Here is a 23387-nt window from a genome sequence, read left to right as displayed (position 1 = left end):
AGGGAGACGTGCCGCAACGCATTTTAGTTCTTGGTGCCAGTGGCTACATTGGTCAACATCTGGTGCAGGCACTCAGCCAGCAAGGGCATCAGATCCTGGCGGCGGCACGTCATGTCGACAGGCTTGCAAAGCTGCAACTGGCAAACGTCAGTTGCCATAAAGTCGATCTCAGCTGGCCGGATAACCTTCCGGCCCTGTTACAGGATATCGATACCGTCTATTTTCTGGTGCACAGCATGGGCGAAAGCGGCGATTTTATCGCTCAGGAGCGCCAGGTGGCTCTCAACGTCCGCGATGCGCTACGTGAAGTACCAGTTAAGCAATTAATCTTTCTCAGTTCGTTGCAGGCCCCGCCACATGAGCAGTCGGATCATCTGCGTGCTCGTCAGGCTACGGCGGACATTCTTCGTGAAGCGAATGTACCAGTGACCGAACTTCGGGCCGGAATTATCGTTGGCGCAGGTTCCGCAGCGTTCGAAGTGATGCGCGATATGGTTTACAACCTGCCAGTGTTAACGCCGCCACGCTGGGTACGCTCACGCACCACGCCTATCGCGCTGGAAAACTTGCTGCACTATCTGGTGGCGCTGTTAGATCATCCGGCCAGCGAACACCGCATCTTCGAAGCCGCCGGACCAGAGGTGCTCAGTTATCAGCAACAGTTTGAACATTTTATGGCGGTGAGCGGTAAGCGCCGCTGGTTGATCCCCATCCCCCTCCCCACCCGCTGGATTTCGGTGTGGTTTCTCAATGTGATTACTTCCGTACCGCCCACCACCGCCAGGGCGTTGATTCAGGGGCTGAAACACGATCTGCTGGCGGATGACACCGCGCTATGTGCGCTCATCCCACAACGGCTGATCGCTTTCGATGACGCGGTACGTAGCACGTTGAAAGAGGAAGAAAAACTGGTCAACTCCAGCGACTGGGGCTACGACGCTCAGGCCTTTGCCCGCTGGCGACCTGAGTACGGTTATTTCGCCAAACAGGCGGGGTTTACCGTTAAAACGTCCGCCAGCCTTGCGGCTTTATGGCAGGTAGTGAACCAAATCGGCGGTAAAGAGCGTTATTTCTTTGGCAATATTTTGTGGCAGACACGGGCGTTGATGGACCGCGCGATCGGTCATAAGCTGGCGAAAGGCCGCCCGGAGCGCGAATATTTACAGACCGGCGATGCGGTGGATAGCTGGAAAGTGATTGTCGTTGAACCGGAAAAACAACTTACGTTGTTATTTGGCATGAAAGCGCCGGGACTGGGACGACTGTGTTTTACCCTGGAAGATAAAGGCGACTATCGTACTATCGATGTCCGCGCTTTCTGGCATCCGCACGGTATGCCGGGGCTGTTTTACTGGTTATTGATGATCCCCGCGCATCTGTTTATTTTTCGCGGAATGGCAAAACAAATCGCCAGACTGGCAGAACAAAGCACAGATTAATCGATAAAACCTGCGTTAATCTTTCATGTTTCCCATTGCATCAAGGGGGAAATCACGGAAGAATGCGCACGTCATTTTCTCAACAACAGTGGATTGATATGAAGGTACTGGTTACCGGCGCCACCAGCGGCTTAGGTCGAAACGCGGTAGAGTTTTTATGCCAGAAAGGCATCAGCGTGCGAGCGACCGGTCGCAACGAGGCAATGGGTAAATTGCTGGAAAAAATGGGCGCAGAGTTTGTTCCGGCGGATCTGACCGAGCTGGTCTCATCACAAGCTAAAGTGATGCTCGCGGGCATTGATACGCTGTGGCACTGCTCCAGCTTTACCTCGCCCTGGGGGACACAACAGGCTTTCGATCTGGCTAACGTTCGCGCCACTCGCCGCCTGGGTGAATGGGCTGTCGCCTGGGGTGTGCGTAACTTTATTCATATCTCTTCCCCCTCCCTGTACTTCGATTATCACCACCATCGCGATATTAAAGAAGATTTTCGCCCTCACCGCTTCGCCAACGAGTTTGCCCGCAGCAAAGCAGCCAGCGAAGAAGTGATCAATATGCTTTCGCAGGCGAATCCACAAACGCGCTTTACTATTCTGCGCCCACAAAGTCTGTTCGGACCGCACGATAAAGTCTTTATCCCCCGTCTTGCGCATATGATGCACCACTACGGCAGCATTCTGTTACCGCATGGCGGCAGTGCGCTGGTGGATATGACCTACTATGAAAATGCCGTGCACGCCATGTGGCTGGCAAGCCAGGAAGCCTGCGATAAGCTACCTTCCGGGCGTGTGTACAACATCACCAACGGCGAGCATCGCACACTGCGCAGCATCGTGCAGAAGCTGATCGACGAGTTGAATATTGACTGTCGTATTCGTTCCGTCCCTTACCCGATGCTGGATATGATCGCCCGCAGCATGGAGCGTTTAGGCCGCAAGTCAGCAAAAGAGCCGCCGCTGACCCACTACGGCGTCTCGAAGCTTAATTTTGACTTTACGCTGGATATTACGCGGGCACAGGAAGAGTTAGGTTATCAGCCGGTCATCACCCTGGATGAAGGTATCGAGAAAACTGCCGCCTGGCTGCGCGACCACGGAAAACTGCCGCGCTAATCCTGCCCGTATTTCTCCAGCAACGCTTCGGCAATCGCCTGAGTTTCTGCATCCGCTTCGCCGTTATATAACGTCGGGCGGAAATGCATCTGGAACGCCATAATCACGCGCCGCTGCTCGCGCGGTATCATATCAGGTTTAACGTCATAACCGTAGCGCGCCAAAAGCTCCAGCAATGACGCGGTATCTACCGGTGTGTGCGGCGCGCGCCCGGCAAGGTAAAAGTTCACCCGCTGCGCATCCGGCCAGGCACCAATCCCCTGCTGCGCCAGTTGCTGCCAGGGAAATAATGGCCCCGGATCGTCTTTGCGCTGCGGGGCGATATCCGCATGTGCCACTACGTTTTCCGGCTTGATGTGATAACGGGCAATAATATCTTTCGCCAGCGGAATAAGCGCCTGAATCTGTGCCGGTTCAAACGGGGCAAAATATTTCACCCCCGCCGATTTTTGCCAGCCACGGTTTTCCAGCTCAATGCCAATAGAGGTGTCGTTAAGGCGCGTTGCCCCGCGCCAGGCGCTAATCCCCGCATGCCAGGCCAGTTCTTGTTCCGGCACCAATTGCCAGATGCGCGGTTTACCGTTGTATCGCGGTGGCACCGCAGGGACCAGATAATGCGAACTGACCTGCTTATCGGTCAGTGTCGCCAGTGAGCTATCAAAATCATCTGCGGTGTAGTGGATCACCAGCACTTTAATGCGCGGATACGCCGCCTGCGCCTGGCGTCGGGTATCAAGCTGGTATCCCTCTTTCTCGACAATGCCTTTTTCGCCTGCACACCCTGCCAGTAACAGAGCGGCAGCGACCAGCCAGAAGACTCTTCTCATCGACGCGTTTTCACCGCCGTACCGCTGACGCTAACCATCAGCATACTGCCGTTTTGCCCAACCGTTTCGTAGTCGATATCAATACCGACTACGGCATCGGCCCCCAGCGCCCGCGCCTGGGAGCCAAGCTCCTCAAAGGCGATCTCCCGCGCTTTACGTAGCTCTTTTTCGTAGGCACCGGAGCGTCCGCCAACGATATCGCGAATACCGGCAAAGAAATCACGGAAAATATTCGCGCCTAAAATCGCTTCGCCAGTCACCACACCGCAATATTCAACGATGGTCTGGCCTTCCAGAGTTGGAGTTGTGGAAAATTGCATGATCGATCTCCTTGTTTGTTAAGCCTTCGATCTCTAAAGCATTATCGGACTGATATGCCATGTTGGGAAGAAGGTTTTGATCAGTTTAGGAAATCATCTCATTGTGTCAAAAACACCCACTTAAGTCTTTACGATTATCCGTTGCATAACCCGGTATTGGTTTCATTATAGGCCACCGCTAACCTGTCGTATTATGTTGTACCAGCAACATTAATGAGCGGAAATACTCAACTTATACTGTAAATTACTCCAAAATTTTTCCGCATCTTGTGGCTGAGGAACATACCTCTGGATTGCTTTTTGATCGACCTCGGCAAAACAAGAAAGCAATAAGTTCTCAATGTTTTTGTCATTAATATATGCAAAGATCATTCTTGCAAACTCGTATATAAACGCCCGATCCTGAGCGCTTAATAGTTTAATGCAATATTTATTTTTAAGAGAGAAAAGAATGTCAAGGAAAGCATCCGCTGCAATCTTTACGTTACTCCCCGCGTTCATATTAAATATATCTCTTACGCAGATAGAATACAGTGAAAGTAAACAGCCATACAAATAATCATTTATTAATTCTTTTGTCCATTTTACTGGCAACCATGGTTTTATCTTGACACCATGCATACTACAGTCATGAAAAAGACATTTACTGAAATTAACTCTTATCATATCAACATTGAAAAAATGGCAGTTAATAAATTTTAAAGAATGAGTATTTACGTTGTTAATTTTAACAGATCTAAACGAAATATTTTTGAATACACTGTTTATTACATTGCTATTTGTTATTTTAACATCACCTAAACTGCCGTTTTCAAAGCAACACTTCTTCAATATACTTTCATTCACAACAGTATGTGATAAATGGAGATTGTTTATGTTTTGCTTTATTAATGCCACGTCATTAAAATGACTATATTTAATAAAGCAACCATCATTGAGTAGTGTTTTAAGATTGACTAAATTACTTGCATCTTCACGTACCATCGTGGCAACTGGAACAGGCAGAGACATGAAAACTTCTTCATTCACCATCAAGTGAATCATGCATTGCGTTCCCTTTGTCATATCCACACTTACGCTACAAATATCGTTGTAATGCGAAGAGCGCATTTCAGGGAACAGATTAAACACGGTATCTTGAAAGGCACTAAATCGTATTAATAAATCCTGATAATGAACAGGTTTTGTTTCAAAATTATCATCAGCAAATCCAAGCACTATTGTATGCTCTACATCTAACGCAGTTTCAAATGACTCTTCTGTAAAATCATTATTTAAAACCTCACCTGACGTATTATCACTGTCATAAAAAGTGCTCATCAATGCGATATTGTTTGTTACAGCGTCTTTTGCAATATTTTCATTAATTGCATATCGCCTGCTATAATCATAAAAATGAAGAAACGCGTCCTTTATAAAGGATATATATTGTTCTTTGTTAAAGTCAATACGACTGTATAATTTTTCAAAAATCACATTCGCAATCTTACTACCCATAGTATGCCTGTATAATAATGGGTGCGATTCAATCGTAAAATGCTTGTCTAATTGATGTTGTAATTTATTCTCATAGTCCAGTGGGAAAAGAAACTTTTGTCTTTCAAGTTTTCCATTCGATATGTTACGTATTCCAATAGAGATTCTTTCATTACCCGTTTTTATTTCAACTTCGTTATCTTCTGATTTACCCAGATATTTTTTAACATCAGTCTCGAAAGCATTACTAAAAAATGTATTAAATTGATAATCCGCTGTTGGAATATTTTCCGCGAGCAACACATCATTTTTTATGAGATCACTGTCAGCATTTATTGCTAATATCAGATGCAAGTAGATGGTATCCCATGTAGACAACTCACCCTTACGACTGGAATTTAATATCGCGAAAAACTCCCTCAGTGAATCCAGGAAATTATTACTTTGATTCAATTGTGTGCATGGAAATGATGACACTTGATCAGATATATTGTTTATCATATTAAAAATCACCCAAGAAAAACGATAATCCACCGAACTCCTAGCGCTTTATTATTGTAAAAGCACAACACCTTTTATACTCATATTAATTAACGAAACACTGAAACAACTTGATTTATTCTTCGCTAAAATTCACTTGTTCAAAAAGATTATATTTTATACCCACAACTGTAGCATAAATAATATTATCAAAAGTCAAAGCTGGGACTATCAAATTTCGCTCATTTTCAAAAATACAACGTAATTTTGGCAATCATCTTAATAGCAGGATCTCTTATCGCATGTGAAAAATTTGTAATGATTAGACAATAACCGCGTTCATTTATCACGCGTTATAAATGTGAAACTGGCTTCTTGCAGATGCTCTTAACCTCTACAGGAGGATTTATACCACCATTTCAGAACTATCATATTTACCTTAAATGATCATTTCAGCCATATAACACGCTCAACCTCACAAATGGTTTACACTGTCTATTGTTTGGGTAATTTAAGTAAGTCAGCTACGAGCAACCTTGAGTGGGTAGCCAGCAATGGACTCAAACCCAATCAGGTGTTCAGATTGTTTCAGAATTGTATTAAAAACAATGTATTAAATAATCTGATAGCGTTTGGTCGTAGTGTGACGCAGACAGCAAGCTAATAAGGAAATGATTATGCGCTACCGTTCACTATCTCTACTTATTCCATGTGCACTGCTGCTGAGTGCCTGTACCACCGTCACGCCAGCTTATAAAGATAACGGTCCCCGCACCGGTTCCTGTGTCCAGGGGGGGCCTGACAGCGTGGCCCAACAATTCTATGACTACCGCATTCAACATCGCAGCAATGACATTACCGCCCTGCGCCCCTATTTGAGTGACAAACTGGCAACCCTACTTAGCGATGCCAGCCGCGATAATAGTCATCGTGAATTGTTAAGCAGTGATCCGTTCTCCAGTCGAACCACCTTGCCAGACAGCGCCCACGTTGCCAGTGCATCGACTATCCCGAATCGTGATGCCCGTAACATTCCATTGCGCGTGGATCTCAAGCAGGGTGACCAGGGCTGGCAGGATGAAGTGTTAATGATTCAGGAAGGCCAGTGTTGGGTGATCGACGATGTGCGCTACTTAGGCGGTAGCGTTCATGCCACGGCGGGTACGCTCCGTCAGTCCATCGAGAATCGCTAACGCCTTGATCAACCAATAAACCCCGTAAATTGTCCGGCATTTCGTGAGTAATGCCGACATTTATGCTCGCCGACCACCGCCCCCGTTATTTTGTGCTATGTTTATTGAATAATGCGCTTTGCTTTTAACTTTTAAAGCAGAAATATTGCATAATTATTCTGTCAAAGGTACTATCTTCGACCTCAATAGCTATCAGACTGCCAGTATACGAGTGTCAATGAGTATTCAATTAAACGGCATTAATTGCTTCTACGGCGCGCATCAGGCGCTGTTCGATATCACGCTGGATTGCCCACAGGGCGAAACGCTGGTGTTACTTGGCCCCAGCGGCGCGGGTAAAAGCTCGCTGCTGCGTGTACTCAATCTGCTTGAGATGCCGCGCTCCGGTACGCTCAACATTGCAGGCAACCATTTCGATTTCACCAAAACACCCTCAGACAAAGCGATTCGCGATTTGCGTCGTAACGTTGGCATGGTGTTTCAGCAATACAACCTGTGGCCGCATCTGACCGTGCAGCAAAACCTGATTGAAGCGCCCTGCCGTGTACTGGGGTTGAGTAAAGATCAGGCGCTGGCCCGTGCAGAAAAACTGCTGGAACGTCTGCGTCTCAAACCTTATAGCGATCGTTACCCGCTGCATCTTTCTGGTGGTCAGCAGCAGCGTGTTGCTATTGCCCGTGCGTTAATGATGGAACCGCAGGTACTGCTGTTTGATGAACCGACCGCCGCACTGGACCCGGAAATTACCGCACAAATCGTCAGCATCATTCGTGAGCTGGCAGAAACGAATATTACCCAGGTGATCGTCACCCACGAAGTTGAAGTGGCGCGTAAAACCGCCAGCCGAGTGGTGTATATGGAAAATGGTCATATCGTAGAACAAGGCGACGCGAGCTGCTTTACCGAGCCGCAAACCGAAGCATTTAAAAACTATCTCTCTCACTAAGATTCGGGATAACAACAATGAAAAAAGTTCTGATTGCCGCGTTAATTGCAGGTTTTAGTCTTTCCGCCACAGCTGCCGAAACCATTCGTTTTGCTACCGAAGCCTCCTATCCTCCGTTTGAATCGATTGATGCAAACAACCAGATCGTTGGTTTTGACGTCGACCTGGCACAGGCACTGTGTAAAGAGATTGATGCAACCTGTACTTTCTCTAACCAGGCGTTTGACAGCCTGATCCCAAGCCTGAAATTCCGTCGCGTAGAAGCCGTGATGGCGGGCATGGATATCACTCCGGAGCGTGAAAAGCAGGTGCTGTTTACCACCCCGTACTATGACAACTCTGCCCTGTTTGTGGGTCAGCAAGGCAAATACACCAGTGTTGATCAGCTGAAAGGCAAAAAAGTCGGCGTTCAGAACGGGACGACACACCAGAAGTTCATTATGGATAAGCACCCGGAAATCACCACCGTTCCGTATGACAGCTACCAGAACGCAAAACTGGATCTGCAAAATGGTCGTATCGACAGCGTATTTGGTGACACCGCAGTGGTAACCGAATGGCTGAAAGATAACCCGAAACTGGCGGCAGTGGGCGATAAAGTGACCGATAAAGATTACTTCGGTACTGGCCTCGGCATCGCGGTACGTCAGGGCAACACTGAGCTGCAGCAGAAACTCAACACTGCGCTGGAAAAAGTGAAGAAAGATGGCACTTACAAAACCATCTACAACAAATGGTTCCAGAAGTAATTCCTGATGAATGAATTTTTTCCTTTAGCAAGCGCCGCCGGGATGACCGTCGGCCTTGCCGTTTGTGCATTGATTGTCGGACTGGCGCTGGCGATGTTCTTTGCGGTATGGGAGTCGGCAAAATGGCGTCCTGTCGCGTGGGCAGGTTCAGCGCTGGTAACCATTCTGCGTGGCCTGCCAGAAATTCTGGTGGTGCTGTTTATCTATTTTGGCTCCTCGCAGCTGCTGCTGACGCTTTCGGATGGCTTCACTATCAATCTTGGGTTCGTGCAGATCCCAGTGCAGATGGACATTGAGAACTTCGACGTTAGCCCGTTCCTTTGTGGTGTCATCGCTCTGTCACTGCTGTATGCCGCCTATGCCTCGCAAACGCTGCGCGGCGCGTTGAAAGCGGTGCCGATGGGTCAGTGGGAATCCGGCCAGGCGCTGGGGCTGTCGAAATCGGCTATCTTTTTCCGTCTGGTGATGCCGCAGATGTGGCGTCATGCGCTGCCTGGCCTCGGTAACCAGTGGCTGGTGCTGCTGAAAGATACCGCGCTGGTCAGTTTGATTAGTGTGAATGATTTAATGCTACAAACCAAAAGCATTGCTACTCGTACCCAGGAACCTTTTACCTGGTACATTGTGGCGGCGGCGATTTACCTGGTGATCACCCTGCTCAGTCAGTACATTCTCAAACGCATTGACCTGCGCGCGACACGTTTTGAGCGGAGGCCCAGCTAATGTTTGAGTATTTACCCGAACTGATGAAAGGGCTGCACACCAGCCTGACGCTGACGGTTGCCTCGCTGATTGTGGCGCTGATTCTGGCATTGATTTTTACCATCATCCTGACGCTGAAAACGCCGGTGCTGGTGTGGCTGGTGCGGGGTTATATCACGCTGTTTACCGGTACGCCGCTGCTGGTGCAGATCTTCCTGATTTATTACGGGCCGGGCCAGTTTCCGACGTTGCAGGAGTATCCGGCACTGTGGCATTTGTTGTCAGAACCGTGGTTATGTGCATTGATTGCGTTATCGCTGAACAGTGCGGCGTACACCACGCAGCTGTTTTACGGTGCGATTCGTGCGATCCCGGAAGGTCAATGGCAATCCTGTAGCGCTCTGGGAATGAGTAAAAAAGATACGCTGGCGATCCTGCTGCCGTATGCCTTTAAACGCTCACTCTCTTCTTATTCCAACGAAGTGGTGCTGGTGTTCAAAAGTACCTCTCTGGCTTACACCATTACGCTGATGGAAGTGATGGGTTACAGCCAGTTGTTGTACGGGCGCACCTACGATGTGATGGTGTTCGGTGCGGCAGGGATTATTTACCTGGTCGTCAACGGCCTGCTGACGCTGATGATGCGTCTGATCGAGCGCAAAGCACTGGCATTTGAACGGCGGAATTAATGTAGCTGCGTGCTGATGCCGGATGCGGCGTAAACGCCTTATCCGGCCTACATTAGCTGGATGATTTGTAGGTCTGATAAGACGCGCCAGCGTCGCATCAGACATCAGCACGGTGCCTGTGCCGGATGCGGCGTGGACGCCTTATCCGGCCTACATAGTGCATAAATTCTTATAATAAAGACGGACAACTCACTAAGTTGTCCGTCTTTTTTTATTTCATGCAAATTATTTAATCATATTTATTGCATATAAATTCACTTGATGGCATTGTTATCCCATGCCGCAGACACGGCCAATAATCATAAGATTGACAGACGGGAGTTCCATCATGAAAAAGTTAGTTCTTGCCGCATTACTGGCATCCTGTGCGTTCGGCGCTTCTGCCGCAGAGAAAATCAATTTTGGCGTATCAGCGACCTATCCGCCGTTCGAGTCGATGGATGCCAATAACCAGATCGTCGGCTTTGATATCGATCTGGCAAAAGCCTTGTGCAAACAAATGCAGGCAGAATGTACTTTTACTAATCACGCGTTCGACAGCCTGATCCCGTCACTGAAATTCAGAAAATATGACGCCGTAATCTCCGGTATGGATATCACCCCGGAGCGTAGCAAACAGGTATCGTTTACCACGCCCTACTATGAAAACTCAGCCGTCGTGATTGCCAAAAAAGATACCTACAAAACGTTTGCCGATCTGAAAGGCAAACGTATTGGGATGGAAAACGGCACCACGCACCAGAAATATATTCAGGATCAGCACCCGGAAGTGAAAACGGTCTCCTATGACAGTTATCAAAATGCCTTTATCGATCTGAAAAATGGCCGTATTGATGGGGTATTTGGTGACACTGCGGTGGTTAATGAATGGCTGAAAACCAATCCGCAACTGGGCGTTGCTACTGAAAAAGTGACCGATCCGCAATACTTCGGCACCGGCCTGGGTATCGCTGTACGTCCGGATAACAAAGCTCTGCTGGAAAAACTGAATAACGCGCTGGCAGCAATTAAAGCTGACGGTACATATCAGAAAATCAGCGATCAGTGGTTCCCGCAATAATTATTCATTTGCCGGAGTGGGCGAACACCCACTCCGGCAAAATCACTTCTCTACGCTAATCCCAGGCGCTGAAACTGCTCTGGCGGCGCATCATTATCTTTCATCAACTGAATCAGCAACGCGATCATCCGGGACTCGATCACATCATCATGAATCGGATGTAGCTGCTGCGGATCGTTTTGCAGATCAAACAGCAAATGACCAAACTGATTCAACCCCTTATATTTTTCCTGTGCCGGGATGCGTAATACCTGTAACCCTTTGGTAAAACGAAACGGTGGGGCCAGCGATAAAGCCCGCATCTCATCCACCGGATAGCGGCTGTTCATTTTGCAGGACATCAACGTGTAGTTGGCAATATCATCCTCACGCCCCGGCAGCGCTGCACGCATATACACATAACGCCCATCAGTTACGTTAGCATGACCACTGAAAACACCAAACATCGCCGAGCTGCGTACTGGTTCATCGTGACTGACCGTTTTCGCCAGCGGTTGCCCCTGCACATCGGGCGGCACTGGCTGTTGAAAAAAGTCATACAACGTTGGCGCCCAGTCGATCATTTGTACCAGTGCCTGTCGCCGCTCTCCTTTTACACCACTGCGCGGGTCCCAGATAAACAACGGATTATTGGCAACTTCGTTGTAATAAGGCATCTGGTTTTTCGCCCACCAGCCATGCTCACCGAGTAAAAAGCCGTGGTCAGTGCCGACAATCAGCATGGTATCTCGCCACAGATCGTGCTCATCCATCAGGTCGAGAATGCGCCCCAGGTTGCGATCGCACATCGACACCAGCGAACGATACCGGCAACGGATGTGCTCCACGGCCTCGTCGCTTTCCTGCACCCGGCCACGCGGCCAGTCATAATGCGGTCCATCCCAGTTATCTTCATACAAGGAAAGATACTCTTCCGTTGTGTGAAACGGCTCGTGCGGATCAAACGTTTCGACCTGCAATAACCAGTTATCTTCCGCGTGATTTTTGTGGATAAAGGCACAGCCTGCATCAAACACTTTGGTTTGTGGAAAATCCGCTTCCTGCTGAATATATTCCCGGTTTGCCCAGTCATGGCGCCACAGACCAGAAATACCGCCACCGGTCTGCTTTTGCGGCACCCGTAGCACCTCGGGAATAGGCGGTTGCGCAACGCTTGCATGCCAGTGATCGCCTTCCTGTCCGCGCACAATCTCCCACGAACTGTAGCGATTATGATAATTCCCGCCGCCATCTTCCCAGTAATGCAAATGATCGCTTATCAGGTGGGTATAGATCCCCGCCTTTTTAAGCAGCTCCGGCATGGAATCGTCAAACGGTTCTAACGGCCCCCACTCCCGATGCAGGAAGTTACATCGCCCGGTATGCAACTCCCGCCGGGCAGGCATACACGGCATACTGCCGACGTAACTGTTTTCAAAGGTGGCGGCATGAGCCGCCAGACGTTGGAAATTAGGCGCTTTGGTTAACGCATCGCCATAAGGTGGCAGATAACGTTTATTCAGACTATCGAACAGCAGAATAATCGCTCTCATTACGCCCTACCTTATTGATTAATTAAATGCGGATAATGTTGCTGAACCACTTCATAAATTTGCTGACCAATAGTTTCACCGTCCATAATATTCTCTATCGGGATCAGATATTGCCCTTGTTTCGGGTCAAGACTAACCACATCGAGTAATTTTTTGGAAATAGCAAAAATATCCGCCCAGTCGGTAAATCCGCCGACTTCACCTGCGGCGGTATGTTCCATTTCAACTTTGAAATCATATTTGGTCAGCGCTTTTTTAACGACCGTTTGTAACATAACGCTACTGCCTACACCGTAACCACAGACAAACAGAATATTAATTGTATCTTTCATTTTTAAACCCTTAATATTTAATTAACCCGCGTAAGGACCAAGATGGAATGTTGCAGCGATAAATTTCAGAACTTCACAAATAGCAGGCCATACGGTTGCCCAGTCAAATATTCCTGTCCAGCCGATACCATTTTCAGCAAGCCCGGTTAACGGAATAGCCCACACCGTACCGAAGGTCTGAATAATACCCAGCAAGAACGTACAGATAATTACGGAACGGTATCCGCCCATGCGGTTTGCTAATACGCCAATTGGACCGCCAGAGAAAAACAGAGGTACAAAGCCAGGCAATACCATAATTGGGCTGTGAACCAGTAATAAGATCCCCATCGAAAAAATGGTGCCAAAAGTACAGAAGACGAAGCCTAACGTTGCGGCATTGGGTGAAAAAGGTAACAGCGCTGCAACATCGACAGCAGGAATAGCGTTAGGAATAAAGCGATCTTGCCAGCCTTTAAACGAACCGTTAATTTCGCCCACCATCATGCGCACACCCTGCAGCAGAATGACCATATACATGGAGAACTGTAAGCCAAGGTTGATGATATAGATGTACCAGGGCTTGCCTTTCGCCATTAACTGGACATTATCGATACCCGTTGATAGCAAGAAACCACCGACAAACAGCGTCATCACAATGGCGATAGCCGTTACGTTATGGTTAAAAATCGCCAGCCACCCGGGAAGTTTCAGGTTTTCAGCATCGTGCTTTTCAGGGTCACCAAATTTATGGGCGAATTTGGAGAAAAACCACAATCCCAACATCTGGTTATGAGCAATGGTAAAACCGGCATCTTTGGTAACTTTGGCAATGGGCTTAACAATGAGCGTGGTGGAGAACGCCCAGAATACACCCGTTAATATTCCGGCAATAATAATGGATGTAGTCCAGCTAAAACCCAGCCAAAAGACAATCAACCATAATACCGCCTGAGAATGTGAAACACCGGTATTCCCTGTCAAAAATATCCCTTTGGCACCAGTATACCGACCAAATAATACCAGCAGCAGGTTGGTAAAAAACGCCAGTACAAATACATACCCGACATAACCAAAATTATCCCCCAATGCAATTTGCGTTGCCGCTTTCATTGCGTAGGAATCCATTAAATATCCGTGAACACCATAGGCTTTACTTACGGCTTCTGCTACCGGTTTAAATGTTGCGGAAAACTGGAAACCACCAAATAACACCATCATTAATCCCACCATGGCGCTGACCATGCCGGTAATAATTTTTATTGGCGATTTCTTATCAAGGGCATAACCAATACCCACCAGCAAACCAATTAAAATTGCCGGTTCAGTTAAAAACGTTTGAATAACATCTATGAATTTGGCAAACATCGTCGGAACGCCCTCCATAAGCGTACATTTCCGTTGTCAATGCATGAACCTTCTGCTGACGTTAATAATGTCTCAGGAAATTTTGTGTTTCGCTAAGCAATGCCTCTGTATGTATTCGGTAAGTGCACTGTAGTAATCAAAACAGTTCAATTAAAGATCTTATTTGATTATTTGTGATTTGATTTGCATAAATAGAGCAATATATAACCGCGATCGATCGGTTATTATTAATCGATCGATCACGATTATTATTTTGAGTGAATAGTTGTTGCCGAAAAATTTACTGCCGTGATGTATTTAAATTTTTACCAGCAGCGTCAACACTTCATAATGCGCGGTGTGAGGGAACATATCGAAAAGCTGCACCCGTTCAATGCGATAACCAGGCAGTTCTCGGATATCTTTCGCCATAGTTTGGGCGTTACAGCTGGAGTAGATAATAAAACGCGGTGCCATCGTTGAGAGATAATCACACAGCGGTTTACCAATGCCGCGGCGCGGCGGGTTAACCAGCACCAGCTCCGGCACCTCCCCCTGAGCGGTGGCAAACTGAGTGGAGTCCAGCGCCTGAAATTGCAAACGCGTTAAGCCCAGTTCAGCGGCTGACTGCTTTGCACAGGCAATGGCCTCTGGCGCAATTTCGATCCCGGTTAACTGCATGTCAGGCGTCGCGCAGTGTAAACCAAAGCCCCCCACACCGCAGAACAGATCCCACATATGTTTAACCGGCAGCTGTCGTACCCAGTCGCGCGCGGTAGCGTACAGCTGGCTGGCGACCGCCGGATTAGTCTGGAAGAAACTTTGCGGACGGACCCACAGCGGCACATCGTTAAAACGCTCCGCCAGTGCCTGTTGTTCGGTCAGGTAGATCTCCGTCTCCCCTTCCATAATCGCCATATGTACCGGCTGAATATTGACGGTAATAACTTTTAGCTGCGGTAGTTGTTCCTGTAACCACGGTAGCGCCTTACGCAGTTGCGCCAGTTTGGTTTCGGAACGCAACACAAAACGCAGCATCATGCCGCCATCGCTCTGGCTTTCAGTCAGCAAAATGTATTTCAGTTCGCCACGCTTACGCGCCACGTTATAAGGCGTTAGCCCCGCACGGGCGATAAACGGTTTTAGCGCCGCAAAAACGGGCGCAAATGAGGCAGGATAAAGCGGGCAGTCACAAAGGTCTTCCGGTGTGCCGTCTCGATGCAGCATACCGAGCAGTGGTTTTTCAACGCTACCACTCACCACCATTTTGGCTTTATTACGAAACCCTTGCTCCGGGCCAGACACCGGCGCGCACCATTCCACGACCGGAAAATCGGCGAGCAGATTTTTAAGATCGGCGGTTTTAGCGGAGAGTTGCTCTGGAATCGGCTGCGTTATCCACTGACAGGAACGACAGCGACCCGCGTCGTAAAGTGCGCACTGCATACATTGACCTTCACATCATCAGGGGCGACGATTATACACATTATTGCAACTGGAAGAACCGCCGACTGGCGGCGGGAAAGAACAGCAGCATCAGGATAAGCATATCCGGCAGCTTCTGCAGCATCAGGCTATGGAAGATTTCACGTTTCGATTCACCGGGAATACTGAACAGCTCCGGATAACCATAACCGAGCGAGGCCGCCCACAGATAACTGGCGGCCGTGACTTGAGTCAGCAGATACAGCCAGCGCGCCCAGCGACGCCCTTTCACCAGTGAAAACGCACACCAGATCTCAATAAAAACCAGCACCAGACTGCTTAAAAAGACCAGCGTTAAACTCCAGGTTTGTACGCTGCGATGAATGAATTCGCCAATACCGCGCACGCCCAGCGTATTGAAAATCATCAGCACGTCGAGGCCACGGATCATAATAATGGCGAGCGCCGCCACCTGCACCAGCGCAGGCACATTCAGGCGAGCATGAGATGAAGATGTTTTCTTAAAAAATCCCAACGTTTCGTCTTCCATGAAAACAATGCCGCGACATGCGCGGCATTATGTAGCCAGGTTGGCAAATTTTAGTGTCTTCAGCCACGTCTTGCACGCTGGATGTCGCGTATCCGCTGTTTTTCTGCGCGAGCCATCAGATACCAGGCGATAAATCCGACAATTCCGACCGCACCAAGGATCAATGTTGCCAGGGCGTTGATTTCCGGATTCACCCCCATCCGCACGCTGGAAAAGACCAGCATCGGTAACGTGGTGGCTCCCGGCCCGGAAACAAAGCTGGCGATCACCAGATCATCAAGCGACAAAGTAAAAGCCAGTAACCAGCCAGAAATGATCGCGGGCATGATCATCGGTAGCGTAATGACGAAAAACACTTTCAGCGGCGTCGCACCGAGATCCATCGCTGCTTCTTCTATCGAGCGATCCAGTTCCCGCAGACGCGACGAAATAACGACTGCCACATAAGCCGTACAGAAAGTGACATGCGCCAGCCAGATGGTAAGCATACCGCGGTCCGCAGGCCAGCCAATGGCATGAGCAAGCGCGACGAATAATAACAACAGCGACAAGCCCGTGATGACATCTGGCATTACCAGCGGCGCGGTGATCATAAAGGCAAAGCCATTTGATCCGCGAAACCTGCCAAAGCGCACCAGCACCACCGCCGCAATAGTCCCGAGGATCGCCGCCGCCGTTGCCGCACAGGCAGCAATTGTCAGGCTTAAACCAACCGCACTCATCATCGCGTCATCGCGCAATAACTCACCATACCAGCGCGTTGACCAGCCGGCCCACACCGTCACCAGCTTCGAGCTGTTAAACGAATAGATAACCAGCATCAGCATTGGCGCGTAGAGAAAGGTGAAACCCAACAGCAAAATCACAATTCGCCAGGGCGAACGAACCACCGGTAAATTATTCATCCGTGTTCTCCCACGCTTTTTTGCTGATGTTTGTGGAACCACATTATCGGCACGATTAGCAGCAACAACATGACAATCGCCACTGCCGAGGCTACTGGCCAGTCACGGTTATTGAAGAACTCCTGCCACAGTACGCGGCCAATCATGATGCTATCCGGACCGCCGAGCAGTTCCGGGATCACAAACTCGCCTACCGCAGGAATAAAGACCAACATCGAACCGGCAATAATTCCGCCTTTGGTAAGTGGCACAATAACAGTAAAGAACGTTTTCAACGGTCGTGCGCCGAGATCCAGTGCCGCTTCCACCAGCGAATAATCAATACGCGTCAACGCGGTGTAGATTGGCAGCACCATAAACGGCACATAGGCGTAAACAATGCCAATATAGACCGCCAGATTGGTATGCAGAATGGTCAAAGGTTGATCGATAACCCCCAGCCACAGCAGAAAATTATTCAGCACACCGTTGTTTTTTAATATTCCCATCCAGGCGTAGACACGAATCAGAAACGAGGTCCACGACGGCAGGATCACCAGTAGTAATAAGATATTACGGGTCGAAGGCTTACTGTGCGCCACCGCCCACGCCAGCGGATAGCCGATCAGTAAACAGCAAAATGTCGAAATCGCCGCCACCTGTAACGACTGGAGATAAGCATCGAAATAGAGCGGATCGTCGGTCAGTTGCAGGAAATTACCGAAATTAAGGGTGATGGACAGTTGCCCGTCAGCCCACTCCATCAGTTCGGTATAAGGTGGAATAGCGCGCGCCATCTCCGCCAGGCTTATTTTAAAGACAATCAGAAATGGCAGCAGAAACAGCAAGATCAACCAGATATACGGCAACGCAATGACCAGTTTGCACCCATGCTTCATTTGCAACTGCGACAACCACAGCTTAAATCCGCCCGGCGGTTTCGACTGGGCAGCAGGTTCAAGTGTACTCATCTTTGCTCCTTAAACCGTCAGCACCACACAGCTGTCCACTTCCCAGCACAAACGCACTTCGTCGCCCCAGGTCGGTAACCCTTTACGATGACGATGGGCGTTTTGTAGCTGGGCGCTAATCATCTGCCCACTTTTCAGACGAACGTGATACACCGAAAGATCGCCGAGATAGGCAATGTGTATCACCTCCCCCACCGCGAAGTTACAACCATTGGCGGGCGGCTCTTCGCAAAGCATGATTTTTTCCGGACGCAGCGCTACGTGTACCGGCACGTTATCGACCACTGAAGCATCCGCATCGACTTTCAGTGGATGCACCAGCCCCGGCGAATAAAGCACCAGACCATCTTCCTGACGCTCTTTGAGTACACCTTCAAAGACATTAACCGAGCCAATAAATTCGGCGCTATAGCGGGTAGTCGGATGCTCGTAGATCTCTTCCGGTTCGCCAATCTGGACAAATTTCCCACGATTCATAATGGCGATACGCCCCGCCATGGTCATCGCCTCTTCCTGATCGTGGGTGACCATCACACAAGTCACACCGACGCGCTCCAGAATATCCACCACTTCAAGCTGCATCCGGTCACGCAGCTTTTTATCCAGCGCGCCCATCGGCTCGTCGAGCAGTAATAGTTTCGGGCGCTTGGCAAGGCTTCGGGCCAGTGCCACACGCTGTCGCTGACCACCGGAAAGCTGATGCGGTTTGCGTTTGGCGAACTCCTGCATATGCACAAGGCCGAGCATCTCATTGACCCGGCTGGCAATTTCCGCTTTCGGTAGTTTGTCCTGTTTCAGGCCAAAAGCGATGTTCTGTTCCACGGTCATATGCGGAAACAGCGCGTAAGACTGAAACATCATATTGATGGGGCGCAGGTAAGGCGGCACCTGTGACAAATCGACGCCATCAAGCATAATCTGCCCGGCTGAAGGTTGTTCGAAACCTGCCAGCATACGCAGCAGCGTGGACTTGCCACAGCCGGATGCGCCCAGCAGCGCAAAGATTTCACCTTTGTAGATGGTCAGGCTGACATCATCAACCGCATGCTGACCATCGTAGGATTTGGTCAGATTGCGGATTTCTAATAGCGGGGTCAGCGCCTTACGGGTTTTCGCCTGGGGGCGAGGGATAGCGTCATTCACGGCTGCTCTCCGGCATTAAATGTGTGCAAGCGCACCATGTTGGTGCGAATTGCCGGAGGGAGTGGCGCTCCCGCCCGGCATCTAAGGCTGCGGATTATTTTCCGCTCTTCACTTTGGTCCACGCGCGGGTGCGCACACGGTCGATTTTCGGAGCCTGTACTTTCAGAGTGAACAACTTCGCGCGGACATCCGCAGGCGGATAAATACCCGGGTTATCACGGACTTCCGCACTCACCAGCGGCGTGGCTGCTTTATTGGCGTTAGCATAGAACACATGGTCAGAGATATGTGCCACCACATCAGGACGCAGCAGGTAATTCAGGAACTGATAGGCTTCGTCTTTATTTTTGGCATCCGCAGGCATGGCGAATACATCAAAGAACGCCATCGCCCCTTCTTTTGGAATCGAGAACGAGACATTCACGCCATTCTTCGCTTCCTTCGCGCGGTTTGACGCCTGCCAGACATCACCTGCCCAGCCGATAGCGACGCAAATATCGCCGTTTGCCAGGTCGTTAATATATTGAGATGAATGGAAATAACGAATGTTCGGGCGCAGCTTTAACAGCAGATCGGTAGCCGGTCCGGTGTAATCATCCGCTTTAGTGCTGTTGGGATCTTTGCCGAGATAATTCAGCACGGTAGCAAAAACTTCTTCTGGCGCATCGAGGAAAGATACACCGCAGCTTTTCAGTTTTTCCAGATTTTCAGGCTTGAGGATCAAGTCCCAGCTATCGACGGGCGCGTTTTCGCCCAGCACCGCTTTGACTTTATCGACGTTATAGCCAATCCCGGTCGTCGCCCACATATAGGGCATAGCAAATTTATTGTCGGGATCGTGTTTGGCGACCAACTTCAGCAGTTCCGGGTCGAGATTCTTCCACTCCGGCAATTTGCTTTTATCCAGCGGCTGGAAAACTCCCGCTGTCAGCTGGCGTTCAAGAAAGCTTGCTGACGGCACCACCAGGTCAAAGCCGGTGCTCCCGGCCATTAATTTGCCTTCCAGTACTTCGTTAGAGTCGAAAACATCGTAGACGACTTTAATACCGGTTTCTTTTTCAAAGTTAGCCACCGTGTCGGGGGCGATATAATCAGACCAGTTATAAATGTGGAGTGTTTTTTGTTCAGCCGCGAGCGTGCCGACAGAGACGGCCATCAGAGCACCCGCAACCAGACCCGAAAGCCATTTTTTATTTAAGGCGGTCATATCTCTTTCCTTCTGAAAGTTCGTTAACAAACGAACAAAAGTTGTCACACTGAAAGATATGCAATAAACGTGCATATTTTTTATCGGCGCGGTGTAAGAAAAGAGAACTCTCTCCCGGCCAGCACTGCTCGCTATATAAAAGCATCGCAAGAATAACTTTAGCCAGGGTTTGAGACTATAGCTCGGATTAAAAAACGGTATTTAACAAATTTTTATGCGTATTTGCTCTATGTGATAAAGCCAAATCGACACAAGAGAAGTGAAATAATCTTTAAGAAAAGGTTAAAAACAGCAGATAATTTTGCAGCGCGCAGCCACTGCACCAGCGACTGCGTGCTCGAAAGGAGTTATCAGTGGAGGAAATAGTTTTCGGTAACGTTGTTTTGCCCTTCATCGTCAGTCGGTAACAGCAGTTGATGGGCATTAGCTTCAAGAATGACCATCGAAATCTGCTCTTCGCTCTGACGCACGAACCATGCGAACTGCTCATAGGTTACGCCCTGCATAACGGATAAAGACTGGCAAACCACCAGCTTTGGCAGATTATCATCCTGCATATCAAGAAATGCTTTCACGGTCAGCGAACTGGCATTGATGGCAGATAAATCCGCCGCCAGCGGCAATACGGCTGAAGGTCGGACTTCCGCCATGGCAGAAAACAGGATCGTGTTATCGATCAGATCGATTTTGGCATCAAAGACACCGTCGAAATTCTGCATATGGGGCAGATGCAGAGCCTGACAGTTATCACATTCAAAAAAACTCATCCCCAGGTCATCGAGCCATTGACGCAGCGTATCCAGACCAGGAACGACCAGCGATGTCATAATTTTGTACAACCTCTTTCGATAAAAAGACCGGCACAGCTTACGCAAAAAGCGCAGGCAAAACCATGATCAGTAATGTGATTGCGACTAACCACCCGTTTTCAGGCAATATTCTGTCGTAGCGTGGCGTTCGATCCAGCGGATCATTTTACCCGCGATGTCGATACCGGTCGTTTTTTCTATTCCTTCCAGCCCCGGCGACGCATTCACTTCCATCACCAACGGCCCGCGATTAGCACGCAGAATATCCACACCAGCAACGTCCAGCGCCATCGTTCGCGCGGCTTTTATCGCGATTTCACGCTCCTGTGGTGTGATACTGGCGACGCTTGCCGCGCCGCCACGATGCAAATTGGAACGAAAATCGCCCTCTTTCGCCCGCCGTTCAATCGCAGCGACCACTTCATCGCCAACAACCAGACAGCGGATATCGCACCCTTGCGCCTCTTTGATATATTCCTGCACCAGAATATGCGCGTTCAGACCGCGGAAAGCGTCAATCACGCTTTCCGCCGCCTGACGCGTCTCCGCCAGCACGACGCCAATTCCCTGCGTGCCTTCAACCAACTTGACCACCAGCGGCGCACCACCGACCATGTCGATTAAATCGCTGGTATCATCCGGCGAATGCGCAATGCCCGTGACAGGCAGGTCGATGCCCTGACGCGCCAGCAGTTGCATGGAACGCAATTTGTCACGCGCCCGGGCAATGGCGACCGACTCATTGAGCGGATAGCTCCCCAGCATCTCGAACTGGCGCAGTGCCGCCGTCCCATAAAAGGTAATGGCGGTGCCAATACGCGGGATCACTGCGTCAAAATGGGGTAACTTGCGGCCTTTGTAGTGAATAGAAGACGCCGCAGGATTTATGTTCATGTAGCAAGAAAGCGGATCAAGAATTTCAACCAGGTGACCGCGCTGTATAGCGGCTTCACGCAGCCGCTTACACGAATAGAGCGTTCCATCCCGGGACAATATGGCAATTTTCACCCTGCACCTCTCTGTCAGACCTGGTCAAAAGCCCGCGTATCATACATCGACGTGGCGGTTTTAGCGCGTCGCCCAACCCTGTTTGTGCAAATAATCCAGAATAAATGGGCGGCTTTCTTTAATGATTGTTCGGCGGATATGATCGCTCCAGGTATCCCGGCGATTATTGCTGCCACGGGTGAGGTAATATTCCGCCAGTTGCTCGTCATACTGCGCCAGTGCGTCTTTATCCAGCGGTTGATAGCTGTTTTCATGCACCAAAATGGAGGACGGTAAACGCGGCTTAAGATCCGGATTATCCGCAGGCCAGCCAAGGCACAGCCCAAACAGCGGCGGAACATGCTGCGGTAATTTCAGCAGTTCCGTCACCGCTTCAATATTATTGCGCAGGCCGCCGATATATACGCCGCCCAATCCCAGCGACTCCGCTGCGGTTAATGCATTCTGCGCCATCATTGCCGTATCAACGACACCGAGCAACAGCTGTTCCGCCAGGCCGAGCTGAGCATCCGGACAGATCTGTAAATGGCGGTTAAAGTCGGCACAGAACACCCAGAACTCCGCCGCTTGCGCTACGTGTTTTTGCCCGCCGGTCAGCGTCACCAGTTCTTCACGTAACGCTTTGTCGGTAATGCGAATAATGCTACTGCACTGCAAAAAACTGGAACTGGACGTCGCACGGGCGCTGTTAATAATCGCCTCACGCTGCGCTTCGGAAATGGGTTCATCAGTGAAATGGCGAATGGAGCGATGGCCACAAATAAGTTCAATGGTTGGCGTCATTATCTTTTTCTCTTTCTGAACGTGAATATTGCGGTGGACGGTTCATCAGCTGTGGGGCAAGACGTTTTGCCACCTGAAGAATAACCACCACCGCAGCGGGAAGCATGAGCAAAACACCGAGAAAAATCATCAGAATCTGCACTTCTGGCCGAGAAAATGGCTCAGGCAGCGACAGGGTGTCGCTTACCGACAGCAGCGCCACCGCCAGCGACATCATTCCGATAAATTCCAGTATCAACACGCTTTTAGGCAATTTACCGATCGCGCGCATACGCTTCCCTCTGCAAAGTGAGCCTTCAGTCTAAAACTTTTCACTTTATTGTGTTTAACAGTTATAGCTTTTAGCAATTAATGCAACAGGTTAAACCTACTTTCAGCGAATACATTTTAGCGTGATCATTACAGGCATAAATCTATGAGGAGA

24 protein-coding genes are annotated in these 23387 nt (G+C 49.3%); 8 read left to right on the top strand and 16 right to left on the bottom strand.

The window, feature by feature from the left end; all coding sequences use genetic code 11:
* The first annotated feature begins 8 nt into the window (after positions 1-8).
* The gene (locus HUZ68_RS08115) at positions 9-1439 is read left to right on the top strand and encodes an SDR family oxidoreductase (protein WP_239594099.1); all 1431 of its coding nucleotides are present in this window, start codon (positions 9-11) and stop codon (positions 1437-1439) included.
* Between the two features lie 98 nt (positions 1440-1537).
* A complete protein-coding gene (locus HUZ68_RS08110; RefSeq protein WP_001338420.1) occupies positions 1538-2551 on the top strand; it encodes an NAD-dependent epimerase/dehydratase family protein in 1014 nt (337 codons plus the stop codon).
* On the opposite strand, the gene amiD is transcribed toward HUZ68_RS08110, so the two are convergent.
* From amiD to HUZ68_RS08095, 3 genes are all read right to left on the bottom strand, one after another.
* Positions 2548-3378 carry an N-acetylmuramoyl-L-alanine amidase AmiD gene (amiD, locus tag HUZ68_RS08105; RefSeq protein WP_001255165.1) on the bottom strand — a complete coding sequence of 277 codons (831 nt, stop codon included), beginning with the start codon at positions 3376-3378 and terminating at the stop codon, positions 2548-2550. The two genes, HUZ68_RS08110 and amiD, sit on opposite strands and share 4 nt — an antisense overlap.
* Complete coding sequence (locus HUZ68_RS08100) at positions 3375-3698, bottom strand: heavy metal-binding domain-containing protein (protein ID WP_001160737.1); 324 nt, start codon at positions 3696-3698, stop codon at positions 3375-3377. The genes amiD and HUZ68_RS08100 overlap by 4 nt, the downstream gene beginning before the upstream one ends.
* A 210-nt stretch (positions 3699-3908) precedes the next feature.
* Positions 3909-5675 (bottom strand): pentapeptide repeat-containing protein, encoded by a 1767-nt coding sequence (locus tag HUZ68_RS08095; protein WP_215413262.1) that lies wholly within the window; start codon positions 5673-5675, stop codon positions 3909-3911.
* Positions 5676-6331: 656 nt separating this feature from the next.
* Here HUZ68_RS08095 and HUZ68_RS08090 point away from each other — a divergent pair.
* The 6 genes from HUZ68_RS08090 (at position 6332) to artJ (ending at position 10993) form a co-directional block, all read left to right on the top strand.
* Positions 6332-6847 (top strand): lipoprotein, encoded by a 516-nt coding sequence (locus HUZ68_RS08090; protein WP_001270657.1) that lies wholly within the window; start codon positions 6332-6334, stop codon positions 6845-6847.
* 217 nt (positions 6848-7064) lie between these two features.
* On the top strand, positions 7065-7793 hold the full coding sequence (gene artP, locus HUZ68_RS08085; RefSeq protein WP_000027205.1) for an arginine ABC transporter ATP-binding protein ArtP: 729 nt from the start codon (positions 7065-7067) through the stop codon (positions 7791-7793).
* 17 nt (positions 7794-7810) lie between these two features.
* Positions 7811-8542, top strand: a complete 732-nt coding sequence (gene artI / locus HUZ68_RS08080; RefSeq protein ID WP_033815675.1) for an arginine ABC transporter substrate-binding protein ArtI — start codon at positions 7811-7813, stop codon at positions 8540-8542.
* Between the two features lie 6 nt (positions 8543-8548).
* Positions 8549-9265, top strand: a complete 717-nt coding sequence (gene artQ, locus HUZ68_RS08075) for an arginine ABC transporter permease ArtQ (protein WP_001001688.1) — start codon at positions 8549-8551, stop codon at positions 9263-9265.
* A complete protein-coding gene (artM, locus tag HUZ68_RS08070; protein WP_000464491.1) occupies positions 9265-9933 on the top strand; it encodes an arginine ABC transporter permease ArtM in 669 nt (222 codons plus the stop codon). The genes artQ and artM overlap by 1 nt, the downstream gene beginning before the upstream one ends.
* A 328-nt stretch (positions 9934-10261) precedes the next feature.
* The gene (gene artJ / locus HUZ68_RS08065; RefSeq protein WP_001362137.1) at positions 10262-10993 is read left to right on the top strand and encodes an arginine ABC transporter substrate-binding protein ArtJ; all 732 of its coding nucleotides are present in this window, start codon (positions 10262-10264) and stop codon (positions 10991-10993) included.
* 50 nt (positions 10994-11043) lie between these two features.
* Here the strand turns inward: artJ and HUZ68_RS08060 are convergent, their stop codons facing one another.
* The 13 genes from HUZ68_RS08060 to HUZ68_RS08000 form a co-directional block, all read right to left on the bottom strand.
* A complete protein-coding gene (locus tag HUZ68_RS08060) occupies positions 11044-12525 on the bottom strand; it encodes a sulfatase (protein ID WP_053291458.1) in 1482 nt (493 codons plus the stop codon).
* Positions 12526-12536: 11 nt separating this feature from the next.
* A complete protein-coding gene (locus HUZ68_RS08055; protein ID WP_000655511.1) occupies positions 12537-12857 on the bottom strand; it encodes a PTS sugar transporter subunit IIB in 321 nt (106 codons plus the stop codon).
* Between the two features lie 21 nt (positions 12858-12878).
* Positions 12879-14222 (bottom strand): PTS sugar transporter subunit IIC, encoded by a 1344-nt coding sequence (locus HUZ68_RS08050; protein ID WP_033815376.1) that lies wholly within the window; start codon positions 14220-14222, stop codon positions 12879-12881.
* 279 nt (positions 14223-14501) lie between these two features.
* The gene (gene rlmC, locus HUZ68_RS08045) at positions 14502-15629 is read right to left on the bottom strand and encodes a 23S rRNA (uracil(747)-C(5))-methyltransferase RlmC (protein ID WP_033815375.1); all 1128 of its coding nucleotides are present in this window, start codon (positions 15627-15629) and stop codon (positions 14502-14504) included.
* A gap of 40 nt (positions 15630-15669) precedes the next feature.
* The gene (locus tag HUZ68_RS08040) at positions 15670-16158 is read right to left on the bottom strand and encodes a YbjO family protein (protein WP_032222674.1); all 489 of its coding nucleotides are present in this window, start codon (positions 16156-16158) and stop codon (positions 15670-15672) included.
* A gap of 59 nt (positions 16159-16217) precedes the next feature.
* Positions 16218-17063, bottom strand: coding sequence for a putrescine ABC transporter permease PotI (gene potI, locus HUZ68_RS08035; protein ID WP_001061658.1), 846 nt, complete (start codon positions 17061-17063; stop codon positions 16218-16220).
* Positions 17060-18013 (bottom strand): putrescine ABC transporter permease PotH, encoded by a 954-nt coding sequence (gene potH / locus HUZ68_RS08030; protein ID WP_033815374.1) that lies wholly within the window; start codon positions 18011-18013, stop codon positions 17060-17062. The genes potI and potH overlap by 4 nt, the downstream gene beginning before the upstream one ends.
* A 9-nt stretch (positions 18014-18022) precedes the next feature.
* Positions 18023-19156, bottom strand: coding sequence for a putrescine ABC transporter ATP-binding subunit PotG (potG, locus tag HUZ68_RS08025; RefSeq protein WP_000996007.1), 1134 nt, complete (start codon positions 19154-19156; stop codon positions 18023-18025).
* A gap of 94 nt (positions 19157-19250) precedes the next feature.
* Positions 19251-20363 (bottom strand): spermidine/putrescine ABC transporter substrate-binding protein PotF, encoded by a 1113-nt coding sequence (potF, locus tag HUZ68_RS08020; protein WP_000126068.1) that lies wholly within the window; start codon positions 20361-20363, stop codon positions 19251-19253.
* Positions 20364-20713: 350 nt separating this feature from the next.
* Positions 20714-21190: a type III secretion system chaperone family protein gene (locus tag HUZ68_RS08015; protein ID WP_000203025.1), complete on the bottom strand. Its 477-nt coding sequence runs from the start codon at positions 21188-21190 to the stop codon at positions 20714-20716.
* An 87-nt stretch (positions 21191-21277) separates the two neighbouring features.
* A complete protein-coding gene (gene rimK, locus HUZ68_RS08010) occupies positions 21278-22180 on the bottom strand; it encodes a 30S ribosomal protein S6--L-glutamate ligase (RefSeq protein WP_000684321.1) in 903 nt (300 codons plus the stop codon).
* 60 nt (positions 22181-22240) lie between these two features.
* Complete coding sequence (nfsA, locus tag HUZ68_RS08005) at positions 22241-22963, bottom strand: nitroreductase NfsA (RefSeq protein WP_239594098.1); 723 nt, start codon at positions 22961-22963, stop codon at positions 22241-22243.
* Positions 22947-23234 carry a YbjC family protein gene (locus tag HUZ68_RS08000; protein ID WP_001201584.1) on the bottom strand — a complete coding sequence of 96 codons (288 nt, stop codon included), beginning with the start codon at positions 23232-23234 and terminating at the stop codon, positions 22947-22949. Before HUZ68_RS08000 ends, nfsA begins: the two co-directional genes overlap by 17 nt.
* Between the last annotated feature and the right edge of the window lie 153 nt (positions 23235-23387).

Source organism: Shigella dysenteriae (assembly GCF_022354085.1).
Taxonomy (GTDB): domain Bacteria; phylum Pseudomonadota; class Gammaproteobacteria; order Enterobacterales; family Enterobacteriaceae; genus Escherichia; species Escherichia coli.
This window is presented reverse-complemented; position numbering and strand designations above follow the sequence as displayed.